Annotated in this window: 10 protein-coding genes; 6 read left to right on the top strand and 4 right to left on the bottom strand. The window is 51.0% G+C overall.

The genetic code is table 11. The annotated features are described in order from the left end of the window. Window positions 1–5: 5 nt before the first annotated feature. Window positions 6–1301, top strand: coding sequence for an MFS transporter (locus WC1_RS17220; RefSeq protein ID WP_003847370.1), 1296 nt, complete (start codon window positions 6–8; stop codon window positions 1299–1301). Between the two features lie 51 nt (window positions 1302–1352). Here the strand turns inward: WC1_RS17220 and chiQ are convergent, their stop codons facing one another. From chiQ to nagE, 4 genes are all read right to left on the bottom strand, one after another. Next, window positions 1353–1685 (bottom strand): ChiQ/YbfN family lipoprotein, encoded by a 333-nt coding sequence (gene chiQ, locus WC1_RS17225; protein ID WP_003022817.1) that lies wholly within the window; start codon window positions 1683–1685, stop codon window positions 1353–1355. A gap of 49 nt (window positions 1686–1734) precedes the next feature. Beyond that, on the bottom strand, window positions 1735–3141 hold the full coding sequence (gene chiP, locus WC1_RS17230; protein ID WP_003022813.1) for a chitoporin ChiP: 1407 nt from the start codon (window positions 3139–3141) through the stop codon (window positions 1735–1737). Between the two features lie 436 nt (window positions 3142–3577). After that, on the bottom strand, window positions 3578–5245 hold the full coding sequence (gene glnS / locus WC1_RS17235; RefSeq protein WP_003022809.1) for a glutamine--tRNA ligase: 1668 nt from the start codon (window positions 5243–5245) through the stop codon (window positions 3578–3580). Between the two features lie 186 nt (window positions 5246–5431). Continuing rightward, window positions 5432–7381 carry a PTS N-acetyl glucosamine transporter subunit IIABC gene (nagE, locus tag WC1_RS17240; protein ID WP_016149786.1) on the bottom strand — a complete coding sequence of 650 codons (1950 nt, stop codon included), beginning with the start codon at window positions 7379–7381 and terminating at the stop codon, window positions 5432–5434. A gap of 342 nt (window positions 7382–7723) precedes the next feature. Between nagE and nagB the strand changes: the two genes are divergently transcribed. The 5 genes from nagB to asnB all read left to right on the top strand — a co-directional run bounded on the left by nagB (window position 7724) and on the right by asnB (window position 13846). Beyond that, the gene (gene nagB, locus WC1_RS17245) at window positions 7724–8524 is read left to right on the top strand and encodes a glucosamine-6-phosphate deaminase (RefSeq protein ID WP_003022803.1); all 801 of its coding nucleotides are present in this window, start codon (window positions 7724–7726) and stop codon (window positions 8522–8524) included. A 60-nt stretch (window positions 8525–8584) separates the two neighbouring features. Next, entirely contained in the window at window positions 8585–9733 is a 1149-nt protein-coding gene (nagA, locus tag WC1_RS17250; RefSeq protein ID WP_003022800.1) for an N-acetylglucosamine-6-phosphate deacetylase, read from the top strand. An 8-nt stretch (window positions 9734–9741) separates the two neighbouring features. After that, window positions 9742–10962, top strand: coding sequence for a DNA-binding transcriptional regulator NagC (locus WC1_RS17255; protein ID WP_003022796.1), 1221 nt, complete (start codon window positions 9742–9744; stop codon window positions 10960–10962). A 167-nt stretch (window positions 10963–11129) separates the two neighbouring features. Then, the gene (gene nagD / locus WC1_RS17260) at window positions 11130–11882 is read left to right on the top strand and encodes a ribonucleotide monophosphatase NagD (RefSeq protein ID WP_003022792.1); all 753 of its coding nucleotides are present in this window, start codon (window positions 11130–11132) and stop codon (window positions 11880–11882) included. Between the two features lie 299 nt (window positions 11883–12181). After that, a complete protein-coding gene (gene asnB / locus WC1_RS17265; RefSeq protein ID WP_003835552.1) occupies window positions 12182–13846 on the top strand; it encodes an asparagine synthase B in 1665 nt (554 codons plus the stop codon). Window positions 13847–13978: the final 132 nt, after the last annotated feature.

The raw sequence follows: 13978 nt of genomic DNA, 5'->3' as shown, positions 1-13978 counted from the left end.
ACCCAATGACACAACAACCATCGCGCGCCGGAACTTTCGGCGCAATACTGCGGGTAACCAGCGGTAATTTTCTCGAACAGTTCGACTTTTTTCTGTTCGGGTTTTACGCCACCTATATTGCAAAGACCTTCTTTCCCGCGGAGAGTGAATTTGCCGGGCTAATGTTAACTTTCGCCGTTTTTGGCTCGGGTTTCTTAATGCGACCCGTTGGCGCCATTGTGCTGGGTGCTTACATCGACAGAATTGGTCGTCGTAAAGGCCTGATGGTGACGCTGGCGATTATGGGCTGCGGTACCCTGCTGATAGCCCTTGTACCTGGCTATCACAGTATTGGCCTGCTGGCTCCCGTGCTGGTATTACTTGGACGATTATTACAGGGATTTTCTGCAGGCGTAGAGTTAGGCGGTGTCTCGGTTTATCTTTCGGAAATCGCCACGCCTGGCAATAAAGGCTTCTACACCAGTTGGCAGTCGGCCAGTCAACAGGTCGCCATTGTGGTGGCGGCGCTGATTGGTTACTGTCTGAACGCTACCCTGGGACACGATCAGATCTCGGAATGGGGCTGGCGAATTCCCTTCTTTATTGGTTGCATGATTATTCCTTTGATCTTCGTGCTCCGCCGCTCGCTGCAGGAAACAGACGCATTTTTACAACGCACGCACCGCCCCGACACTCGGGAAATTTTCACCACTATCGTCAAAAACTGGCGTCTTATCGCTGCAGGTACGCTGCTGGTGGCGATGACCACAACGACATTTTACTTCATCACCGTCTACACCCCGACCTACGGCAGGGCTGTACTCCACCTGAGCGCTCGCGACAGCCTGGTGGTCACCATGCTGGTCGGTATTTCTAACTTTATCTGGCTGCCCATTGGCGGGGCAATTTCTGACCGAATTGGTCGTCGTCCGGTGTTAATGGGGATTACCGTACTCGCTCTGATCACCACCTGGCCGGTAATGCACTGGCTCACCGCCGCGCCAGATTTCACTCGCATGACATTGGTCCTGCTTTGGTTCTCATTCTTTTTTGGTATGTATAACGGGGCGATGGTAGCCGCACTCACCGAGGTGATGCCGGTCTATGTGCGTACGGTAGGCTTTTCACTGGCATTCAGTCTTGCCACGGCGATTTTTGGCGGCCTAACGCCGGTCATATCCACGGCACTGGTTCAGCTAACCGGGGATAAAAGCTCACCGGGATGGTGGCTGATGTGCGCGGCACTTTGCGGACTCGCCGCCACGGCAATGCTGTTTGTCCGGCTAAGTCGGGGTTATCAACCAGTGGAAAATAAGCTCTGAAATGCAAACGGGCGGAAAATTCTCCGCCCGTTGTCTTTTTCATTTTTTGAATTACTGTGCGGCATTCTTGCTGCGAATTTCCTGCCAGACTTTATCGCAATCAGCATTAACGGCCTGATCGTTACCCGTACGCGTGGCCTGGATACACTGCTGATAATCCAGCACGCGTACGCTTTCTTCATTGGCAAACTGCTGGTGCTGTTTTTCTTTCTTCAGTACATTCAACACGCTTTGGCAGGCTTCTATTTTTTCCGGCGATCCTTGAGCGGTATTAATACACGCGCTGTAGGCTTCTTTCAGACGGCTGTCTTCTTTCGGTGCAGGGGATTGCGTACAAGCCACCAGCCCTGATGCCATAACGGCGATGAGTATCAGTTTTTTCATAGCACGTTCCTCAACGAGGCGGCAGGCGCACGGCCTGCCGCTATTGGCATTAGAAGATAGTGAACGGAGCAATAACGATGAATTTCACGTCGCGCTCATCCTGGAAGATGTTGCCGTAACCACCACCCCAGCTCGGAATATCTGAATGGTTGTCGTACTGGGTGAAGTGCAGTTTAAACATAGTGCCCTTCGCACGACCATCCTGCAGGGTGTAAACCGCATCCAGGCTGTAAGAAGATTCTTCGATAGTGCGGTTTTTGTCGTAGTACGCATCCGGGTTGAGCTGCCAGGTAGCGGGTTTGGCATCCCATGCGTAAACGTAGGACGCGCCCACTGCCCAGCCCGGCAGGTTCCAGTTCTTCAGGTCATACATTGCGCCGAAGAAGACTGCCTTTTCGCCGTTGGCGTTGAAGTCAGAACGGTTATCCCACCACACGTCCAGGCGACCGTTTGATGAGGCGTAGGTCGGGGTCATACGCTGCAGGAAGTAGCCTTGCTGCCCATCTGCTTTAACCCATGTGCCTTCCAGACGCAGGTCAACCACTTCCGCTACTTTATAACCGAAGGTCAGCGCCTGCAGCCAGGCCGTGCCGTCATAAATATCGTTCACGGTGCGATCGTCAACTTTGTCACGTGCGCCGTAGAATTGATAGCTGGTAGTAAACGGGTTACCGCCTAAATCGAATTTGTAGCTGGCTTTGGCGAAGTACTGATCGACGTAGCCTTCAGACTGACCAAATGCCGCTTCCAGCAACAGGTTATTTTTGAAGTCATATTTCGCGCCGATTGAATGCAGGTAATCAACGCTGGTCTTTTTATCAGCCTGATAGAATTTATCGACTTCGGTGTGCCACGGCGCTTTATATTCGTTAGCCCACATATAGGAGAAGCTTAGTGCGCCAGCATCACCATAGTCGAAGTTGGCACCGGCTTCAGCCCCCTGATAGGTACCTGGCATAAAGCTCCAGTGCGGTGCCAGCAGAGTCTGCCCGGTTGGTTGAATGTAACCGGCACGCGCCCAGGTTGGGCCGTATTTAAATTTAGCTGCTGCTTTATAAAGGCTAATCCCGCTCTTATCGCCGGAGTAATCCTCGTCATAGCCTTTATTTTTGGAAGAGAATGCGATTTCGTTTGGATGGCCGCTTTCGCTACTTTCGTTCATTTCAATAGCGGTAAATGCTGCGATATCAATACCAAACATATCGGCCGCATAACCGGACTGGAAGTCGAGGTTAGCGTTCCAGGTGGAGTGAGAAAGGTTGGTTTTGTATTTGTCATGATCGGTCACATCTTTACGGTCACGCTCACGCTGCCAGTAATAGATGCCGCCGGTTAAGGTTGAGTCATCAATAAATCCTTCGGCGTGTGCCTGCGGAGCGACAACAAAACCCGACATTGCTGTGATACCGGCGATAGCCAGCGCCAGCGTACTACGTTTGCCACTAAACGTACGCATATGTTAATCCTCTTTGACATAAAAATGCTGCCGATAAAAGCGGTCAGCGAAAAACAAAAAAATTAGAAAAGTAGCGCTAAGAAAACCTCAGTGACTACAATGAATAGACTATTTTTCGCGACGCGAATTATCAATCTCTTTCTGTAACGAGTATGTAATAGTATGAGCAACCGCACATATTTCATTGCTTTCTGTTACATTTTCATTGGGAGATAAAAAAGCGTTGATAAAATGAAAAAATCGCTTGTTTTCCATAGAGATGAAATCGGTTTCAGCCCATTTCACATTGAGGTAAGTTATTTAAACGTAAAAACATTCAGCCGATTTATTATTACAGGCATGTAATTAATTCGCTGCGCAAACGGAGCCTGTCAAACGGTTTTTTTGCGAAAAAAAACGCCGCATGAAGCGGCGTTTAGAGAGGATGTGTTGCGACTTATTCGCCCGCTTTAGCCCACGTATCACGCAGACCAACGGTACGGTTAAACACCAGCTTGTCAGCCGTTGCATAACGGCTGTCCAGGCAGAAGTAACCTTCACGCTCAAACTGGAACGCTTTACCTGCAACCGCAGCCTGCAGCGACGGCTCACCGTAACCCTGCTTAATGACCAGCGATTCTGGGTTAATAACGGACAGGAAGTCTTCCGCCGCACCTGGGTTTGGCACGCTAAACAGACGGTCGTACAGACGGATTTCAATCGGTAGCGCATGGGACGCGCTCACCCAGTGAATAACGCCTTTAACTTTACGACCATCGGCCGGATCTTTGCTCAGGGTGTCAGCATCGTAGGTGCAGAAAATGGTGGTTATCTTCCCTTCTGCATCTTTCTCAACACGTTCGGCCTTGATCACGTAAGCATTACGCAGACGTACTTCTTTACCCATCACCAGACGCTTGTACTGTTTGTTCGCTTCTTCGCGGAAGTCTGCGCGATCGATCCAAATTTCACCGCTAAACGGCACTTCACGGCTGCCCATTTCCGGTTTATTCGGATGGTTAGGCATAGTGACCAGCTCGCTTTCGCCCTGCGGGTAGTTTTCGATAACCAGTTTCACCGGATCGATAACCGCCATCGCGCGCGGAGCATTTTCGTTCAGATCTTCGCGGATGCAGGATTCCAGAGAAGCGATCTCAATGGTGTTGTCCTGTTTGGTCACGCCAATGCGTTTGCAGAACTCACGGATCGCGGCAGCGGTGTAACCGCGACGACGCAGACCAGAGATCGTCGGCATACGCGGATCGTCCCAGCCTTCAACGTGCTTGTCGGTCACCAGCAGGTTCAGCTTGCGCTTGGACATCACGGTGTATTCCAGATTCAGGCGCGAGAATTCGTACTGGCGCGGATGAACCGGAATGGTGATGTTGTCCAGCACCCAGTCGTACAGACGACGGTTATCCTGGAACTCCAGCGTACAAAGTGAATGCGTAATGCCTTCCAGCGCATCGCTGATGCAGTGGGTAAAGTCGTACATCGGGTAGATGCACCACTTGTTGCCGGTCTGATGGTGTTCGGCGAACTTAATGCGGTACAGCACTGGATCGCGCATCACGATAAACGGCGAAGCCATATCGATTTTCGCACGCAGGCAGGCCTTACCTTCTTCAAAGCCACCGGTACGCATTTTTTCGAACAGCGCCAGGTTCTCTTCAACGCTACGATCGCGGTACGGGCTGTTTTTACCTGGCTGAGTCAACGTGCCACGGTATTCGCGGATTTCGTCCGCTGACAGTTCGTCAACGTACGCCAGCCCTTTATTAATAAGCTCTACCGCATAGGCGTGAAGCTGATCGAAGTAATCCGAAGAGTAGCGAATGTCGCCAGTCCAGTGGAAACCTAACCATTCAACGTCGTTTTTAATCGACTCAACGTACTCGATATCTTCTTTAACCGGGTTCGTATCATCAAAACGCAGGTTGCACTGGCCCTGGTAATCTTGCGCAATGCCAAAGTTCAGACAAATGGATTTCGCGTGGCCAATGTGCAGATAGCCATTTGGCTCCGGCGGAAAACGGGTATGGATAGTGGTGTGCTTACCACTGGCCAGATCTTCATCGATGATCTGACGAATAAAGTTACTCGGGCGGGCTTCAGCCTCACTCATCGTGGATTCCTCAAAGCGTAAACAACGTATAACGGAGTATGATCTTATAAGCGACGTCAGGAGACAACTATTAGTTGCACAAAAAAGCTGTTCAGCAGGAGATATGAGGGCATTTGCTGCAAAAAAAAGCGGCGGAGGACTATCCCCCGCCGCTTAAGGCACTTAACTCACTTTACTCAGGAGCAGTTACTTACCTTTAATCTCATACAGTGGTGTTTGACCGGCAACCACATGACCTTCGGCTTTAATGACCAGAGCGCCGAAATCATCGCTGTTGCTGCACACAACCGGGCTTATCATAGAACGTGCGTTAGCGTTCAGGAACTCCAGATCCATTTCCAGAATCGGTTGGCCTGCAGTAACTTCCGCACCTTCTTCAACCAGACGCTTAAAGCCTTTACCTTCCAGCGCGACGGTGTCGATGCCCATATGGACCACGATTTCCGCGCCTTTAACAGTTTCCAGGCAGAACGCGTGGTTAGTGTTGAAGATTTTCACGATGGTGCCCGCAGCCGGAGCAACCACAATTTTATCCGTTGGTTTCACCGCCACGCCGTCACCTACAGCTTTGCTGGCGAAGGCTTCATCAGGAACCTGCTCCAGCGCAACTACGTCACCGGTAATCGGAGAAACCAGCGCTTCAACGGTGACTGCATTCGCTACCGCCTGCGGTTTTGCTACCGGAGCCGCTGCTGCTGGCGCACTTTCACCAGACGCTGCTGCCACCGGGCCACGCGCGACAACTTTCTTCATTTCGTCGCCGATGGATTCAGCTTTCGCACCCACGATGACCTGAATTGTTTGCTTATTCAGCTTAACGACACCCGATGCTCCTAAACGTTTACACATCGCATCGTTTACGCGACCGGAGTCGGCAACGGTCAGACGCAGACGAGTGATACAGGCATCAATCGCTTTCAGGTTATCAGTGCCACCAACCGCTGCAATGTAGCTGGTTGCCAGTTGAGCCAAACCTTCTTCAGTGTTGCTGTTGGCTTCTTCAGTAACGATATCGTCTTCTTTATCTTCGCGGCCCGGCGTTTTCAGGTTAAACATACGAATAACCGCGCTGAACAACACAAAGTAGATAACGAAGAACACCAGACCCATCACCACCAGCATCCAGACGTTCTGGCTTGCTGCCGGCAGGTTGTACATCAACACGTAGTCGATAGCACCTGCGGAGAAGGAGAAGCCTGCGTGGATCCCCAGCAGTGTTGCAACGAACAGGCTGATACCCGTTAACAGTGCGTGCAGGAGGTACAGCAGCGGAGCCAGGAACATGAACAGGAATTCCAGCGGCTCGGTAACACCGGTCAGGAACGCGGTGATCGCAACGGACAGCAGCATACCGCCAACCATCGGACGACGTGCTTTCGGAGCCGCGAAGTACATCGCCAGCGCCGCACCCGGCAGACCAAACATCATGATCGGGAAGAAGCCAGACATGAACATACCCGCAGTGCCGTCACCCGCGTAGAAGCGGTTGATGTCACCGTGGAATACGGTACCTGCAGCGTTAGTAAATTCGCCAATCTGGAACCAGGCGATAGTATTCAGCACCTGATGCAGACCGGTTGGGATCAGCAGACGGTTGATGAAACCAAAGATACCGGAACCCAGCGCGCCAGCGCCCACGATCCACTCACCACCCGCATGGATGGCATTCTGTACCGGTGGCCATACGTAACCGAAGATAGCAGCCAACACCAGACAGAAGAAGCCCGTGGCGATCGGCACGAAGCGTTTGCCGCCAAAGAAGCTCAGGAAGTCAGGCAGTTTGATACCAGACCAGCGGTTATACACGGCACCGCCGACCAGACCGGTGATGATACCAGCCAGCACGCCCATATTGATTGCAGGGTTAATGGTAACCATTGCTTTGGTCAATATGAAATAACCGACCGCACCTGCCAGCGCTGCTGCACCTGCGCTGTCTTTTGACCAGCTGGAAGCAACACCGATCGCAAATATTAACGCGAGGTTATCAAAGATGGCCCCACCCGCTTGCGCGATGAAGGGTACGTTAAGTAAATCTGGTTGGCCGAATCGCAGCAGCAGTGCCGCGACTGGCAGCACAGCGATGGGGAGCTGTAACGCCCTACCCAGCCGCTGGAAAAAACCTAAAATATTCATTTTATTCCCCCTACGAGACCCCGATTAGGCTTCTTTGAAGCCATATTTTTATTGTGTGACCATTCCTGACAGCAAGATTCTGGAACAACGATATTAACCATTCATCTACATTCAGAGTGTGTGAAAAATTAATTCGTATCGCAAATTAAACGCGTGTTTTTTGTGATTTCAGTCACCAAATATCGTTATTAACCCTCCCTTCCACTGGCTAACTACGAAAACTTATTTTATCATTCAAAAAATCGAAACGGATTGATCCTTACCGATGCAAAACCAGGTTACGCTTAATACTGCACAGAGACTCAATCCGCCAATTGCTTACATTTACTTTTGAGGTGAAGAATGAGACTGATCCCCCTGAATACCGCTGAACAAGTCGGCAAATGGGCTGCTCGCCATATCGTTAACCGTATTAACGCGTTCAAACCAACGGCAGATCGTCCGTTCGTTCTGGGCCTGCCGACTGGCGGTACTCCGCTGACAGCTTATAAAGCATTGGTTGAAATGCACAAAGCGGGCCAGGTGAGCTTCAAGCATGTTGTTACTTTCAATATGGACGAATATGTTGGCCTGCCGAAAGAGCATCCGGAAAGCTACCACAGCTTTATGCACCGCAATTTCTTTGATCACGTTGATATTCCAGCAGAAAACATCAACCTCCTCAATGGTAATGCGCCGGATATTGATGCAGAATGCCGTCAGTATGAAGAAAAAATCCGTTCTTACGGTAAAATCCACCTGTTTATGGGCGGTGTAGGCAACGATGGTCACATCGCGTTCAACGAACCGGCTTCCTCTTTGGCTTCCCGTACCCGTATCAAAACGTTGACTCACGACACACGTGTTGCTAACTCACGCTTCTTTGACGGCGACGTAAGCCAGGTGCCTAAATATGCGCTGACCGTTGGCGTGGGTACCCTGCTGGATGCCGAAGAGGTGATGATCCTGGTTCTGGGCCACCAGAAAGCACAGGCGCTGCAAGCCGCCGTTGAAGGCAACGTTAACCACATGTGGACCATCAGTTGCCTGCAGTTGCATCCAAAAGCCGTTGTGGTCTGCGATGAGCCTTCCACCATGGAACTGAAAGTGAAGACGCTGAAATACTTCAACGAGTTAGAAGCGGAAAATATTAAAGGTCTGTAATTGATGTCTCCGCCCTGTCGATGAGTTGCAGGGCGGCATTTTTTGAAATCGGGGGTCGGAATGTATGCTTTAACCCAGGGCCGGATCTTTACCGGTCACGAAATTCTTGATGACCATGCGATTGTTGTCGCCAATGGCCTGATTGACAGCGTTTGCCCACTGGCTGAGTTACCGTCAGGAATTGAACAGCGCTCACTGAATGGGGCCATTGTTTCCCCCGGTTTTATTGATGTACAGCTAAACGGCTGCGGCGGTGTACAGTTTAACGATACGGCAGAAGCCGTGACCGTTGAAACGCTGGAAATCATGCAGAAAGCCAATGAAAAATCTGGCTGCACCAACTATTTACCAACGCTTATCACCACCAGCGATGACCTGATGAAACAGGGTGTTCGCGTGATGCGTGAATACCTGGCGAAACACCCGAATCAGGCATTAGGACTTCATCTTGAAGGCCCGTGGCTGAACCTTGTGAAAAAAGGTACCCATAATCCTGGATTTGTCCGTCAGCCGGACGCTGCGTTGGTTGATTTCCTGTGCGATAATGCGGATGTGATCACCAAAGTCACACTGGCACCAGAAATGGTCCCGGTAGAGGTCATCACCAAACTGGTTAATGCCGGTATCGTGGTTTCTGCGGGTCACTCCAATGCAACGGTCAAAGAAGCCAAAATCGGTTTCCGCGCAGGCATCAGCTTTGCGACCCATTTGTTCAACGCGATGCCGTACATTACCGGTCGTGAACCAGGTCTGGCGGGCGCAATTCTTGATGAAGCCGATATCTACTGCGGTATCATCGCCGATGGCCTGCACGTTGATTACGTTAACATTCGTAATGCTAAGCGCCTGAAAGGCGACAAGCTGTGCCTGGTCACTGACGCGACCGCGCCAGCAGGTGCAAACATTGAACAGTTCATTTTCGCTGGTAAAACAATATACTACCGCAATGGACTGTGTGTTGATGAGAACGGTACGTTGAGCGGTTCATCATTAACCATGATTGAGGGTGTACGCAATCTGGTCGAACATGCGAATATCGCTCTCGACGAAGTCCTGCGCATGGCAACGCTCTACCCTGCTCGCGCCATTGGCGTCGACAAACAACTCGGCAGTATCGCGCCAGGCAAAGTAGCCAACCTGACTGCGTTCACGCACGACTTTAAAATTATCAAGACCATCGTTAATGGCAACGAGGTCGTTACTGAGTAAGAGAAAGAATGACACCAGGCGGACAAGCTCAAATAGGTAATGTTGATCTCGTAAAACAGCTTAACAGCGCGGCGGTTTATCGCCTGATTGACCAGCATGGGCCAATCTCGCGAATTCAAATTGCCGAGCAAAGCCAGCTTGCCCCCGCCAGCGTAACCAAAATTACGCGTCAGTTGATCGAACGCGGGCTGATCAAAGAAGTCGATCAGCAGGCCTCCACCGGGGGCCGCCGCGCTATCTCTATCGTCACAGAAACCCGCAATTTCCACGCCATTGGCGTACGCCTGGGTCGCCACGATACGACGCTCACTCTCTATGATATGAGCAGTAAAGTGGTCGCCGAAGAGCATTACCCTCTCCCGGAGCGCACCCAGGAAACGCTGGAATATGCACTGCTCAACACCATTGCCATCTTTATTGAGAGCTGCCAGCGGAAAATCCGCGAGTTGATCGCAATTTCTGTCATTCTGCCAGGCCTTGTCGATCCTGAAAGCGGCGTCATCCGCTATATGCCACACATTCAGGTCGAAAACTGGGGGCTGGTCGAAGCGCTCGAAAAACGCTTCAAAGTTACCTGCTTTGTTGGCCACGATATTCGCAGCCTGGCGCTGGCTGAGCACTATTTCGGGGCAAGCCAGGATTGCGAAGACTCCATTTTGGTGCGAGTGCACCGCGGAACCGGCGCGGGAATTATTTCCAATGGCCGCATTTTCATCGGTCGCAATGGCAACGTCGGTGAAATTGGTCATATTCAGGTTGAGCCGCTGGGTGAGCGCTGTCACTGCGGTAATTTCGGCTGTCTGGAAACCATTGCGGCCAACGCCTCTATCGAACACCGCGTACAAAACTTGCTAAAGCAAGGCTATCCAAGCCGGCTCACGCTGGATGATTGCAGTATCAAAGCCATCTGTAAGGCAGCGAATAAAGGCGATAATCTGGCAGCAGAAGTCATCGAGCATGTTGGCCGCCATCTGGGTAAAACCATCGCTATCGCCATCAACCTCTTTAATCCGCAGAAAATCGTCATTGCGGGCGAAATTACCGAGGCTGATAAAGTACTGCTGCCTGCAATAGAAAGCTGTATCAACACGCAGGCGTTGAAGGCGTTTCGCCATAATTTACCGGTGGTTCGGTCCACGCTGGATCACCGCTCCGCCATTGGCGCCTTTGCGCTGGTGAAACGCGCAATGCTTAACGGGACTTTGCTGCAACGTTTGCTGGAAAGCTAATACACGTCATCCTTCAAGCTGCCTCTGCGTTAGCTGCATCTGCTCACCCCGGTCACTTACTTCCAGTAAGCTCCGGAGGTTCGCAGACTTGCCGCCTTGATGCGACTCGAATGATGTAGTGTATTTTGTGTATAGTAATGCCTTCTTTTTTTAATGTCGGATTGTCCATGGCCATTAAGAATGTAATTTGTGATATCGACGGCGTGCTGATGCACGACAATGTTGCTGTACCGGGTGCGGCAGAATTTCTGACTGGGATCCTGGAAAAAGGTCTGCCGTTAGTCCTGCTGACTAACTACCCTTCGCAGACCGGGCAAGATCTGGCAAACCGCTTCGCCACCGCAGGTGTGAATGTCCCTGATAGCGTCTTTTATACTTCCGCGATGGCTACCGCTGATTTTCTTCGTCGCCAGGAAGGAAAAAAGGCCTATGTGGTTGGTGAAGGCGCGTTAATTCACGAACTGTATAAAGCTGGATTTACCATTACCGACGTGAACCCCGATTTTGTGATTGTTGGCGAGACGCGTTCCTATAACTGGGACATGATGCATAAAGCGGCGTATTTTGTCGCCAACGGCGCTCGTTTTATCGCCACTAACCCGGATACCCACGGTCGCGGCTTTTATCCCGCCTGTGGAGCACTCTGTGCCGGTATTGAGAAGATCTCAGGTCGTAAACCATTTTATGTCGGCAAACCCAGCCCGTGGATTATTCGCGCGGCGCTCAACAAAATGCAGGCGCACTCAGAAGAAACCGTCATTGTTGGCGACAACCTGCGCACCGATATTTTGGCAGGTTTTCAGGCTGGTCTGGAAACTATCCTGGTACTGTCTGGCGTATCCAAGCTCGATGATATTGACAACATGCCGTTCAGACCAAGCTGGATTTACCCGTCTGTTGCTGAAATTGATGTGATTTGATTCGCAGGCCGGATAAGACATGAGTTCATCTTATTCGGCAATTTTGCTGCGTTATTGCCGGATGGCGGCGTCATCGTCTTATCCGCCCCACGAAGTCCCTCCATTCAATAAAACCGCCATAAAACTGTCGATTCATCAATAAACACGTCTATTCTGTAATCTTTTTTCACCAATCCACAATGACCATTGCAGTTTTTATTTTCTGACCCGCAATTCGCTTGCGCCCTCTTCCGCTTTGCGGCATTTTCTTTATCAAGCAAACATAAAAAGCATCACGCAACAGGTTAACGGAGAAGGTTATGTGTTCTATTTTTGGCGTATTCGATATTAAAACTGACGCAGTTGAACTGCGTAAAAAAGCCCTGGAATTGTCTCGTCTGATGCGCCATCGCGGCCCGGACTGGTCGGGTATTTATGCCAGTGATAACGCCATTCTGGCACACGAACGTCTGTCCATCGTCGACGTCAACGCCGGTGCTCAGCCGCTGTACAACGTGAAGAAAACGCATATCCTGGCGGTTAACGGTGAAATTTATAACCACCAGGCGCTGCGCGCTGAGTACGGCGATCGCTATCAGTTCCAGACCGGTTCCGACTGCGAAGTTATCCTCGCGCTGTATCAGGAAAAAGGCCCAGAGTTTCTGGATGATCTGCAAGGCATGTTTGCTTTTGCCCTGTATGACAGCGAGCAGGACGCTTATCTGATCGGTCGCGATCATATTGGGATCATCCCGCTGTATATGGGTTACGACGAACACGGTAACTTCTATGTTGCGTCTGAAATGAAAGCGCTGGTTCCTGTCTGCCGCACAATCAAAGAATTCCCGGCCGGTAGTTATTTATGGAGTAAAGACGGCGAAATTCGTCAGTACTACCAGCGCGACTGGTTTGAATACGATGCAGTCAAAGACAACGTTACCGATAAAAACGAGCTGCGCCAGGCGCTGGAAGATGCGGTGAAAAGCCACCTGATGTCAGATGTTCCTTATGGAGTACTGCTGTCCGGCGGTCTGGATTCATCCGTCATTTCCGCGATCACTAAAAAATACGCGGCACGCCGTGTTGAAGATCAGGAACGTAGCGAAGCCTGGTGGCCACAGCTGCACTCCTTCGCCGTCGGCCTGGAAGGCGCTCCGGATCTGAAAGCTGCGCAAGAGGTGGCAAACCATTTGGGTACCGTGCACCACGAGATCCACTTCACCGTGCAGGAAGGTCTGGATGCTATCCGCGACGTGATTTATCACATCGAAACTTACGATGTCACGACGATTCGCGCCTCGACGCCAATGTACTTAATGTCGCGTAAAATTAAAGCGATGGGCATTAAAATGGTGCTGTCGGGCGAAGGTTCGGACGAAGTATTTGGCGGTTATCTCTATTTCCACAAAGCGCCAGATGCAAAAGAACTGCACGAAGAAACCGTGCGCAAGCTGCAGGCACTGCATATGTTCGACTGCGCCCGTGCCAACAAAGCGATGTCAGCCTGGGGCGTGGAGGCACGCGTGCCGTTTCTGGATAAGAAATTCCTTGATGTGGCGATGCGCATCAACCCGCAGGACAAAATGTGCGGCAACGGCAAAATGGAAAAACACGTTCTGCGCGAATGTTTTGAGTCCTACCTGCCAGCAAGCGTCGCATGGCGTCAGAAAGAGCAGTTCTCTGACGGTGTCGGTTACAGCTGGATTGATACACTGAAAGAAGTCGCTGCTGAACAAGTTTCTGACCAACAACTGGAAACCGCCAGCTTCCGTTTCCCATACAACACGCCATCATCTAAAGAAGCGTATTTGTACCGTGAGATTTTCGAAGAGTTGTTCCCGGTTGCGAGCGCTGCGGAATGTGTGCCTGGCGGACCGTCTGTAGCCTGTTCTTCCGCTAAAGCGATCGAATGGGATGAAGCGTTTAAAACCATGAACGATCCGTCTGGTCGTGCGGTTGGCGTACACCAGTCCGCTTATAAATAAGTTAATCCTGAGAAAAGGGCCCTGCGGGGCTCTTTTTTTATGTCTGTTTTCTGTGCAAAAAAACAATTAATAACTAATAATTGCCGAATATTGCGTCATGCTGTTCGCAACCTAACCAAACAGTCACATTCC

The sequence above is a fragment of the Citrobacter sp. KTE30 genome, from assembly GCF_000398825.1.
Lineage (GTDB): Bacteria > Pseudomonadota > Gammaproteobacteria > Enterobacterales > Enterobacteriaceae > Citrobacter > Citrobacter freundii.
This window is presented reverse-complemented; position numbering and strand designations above follow the sequence as displayed.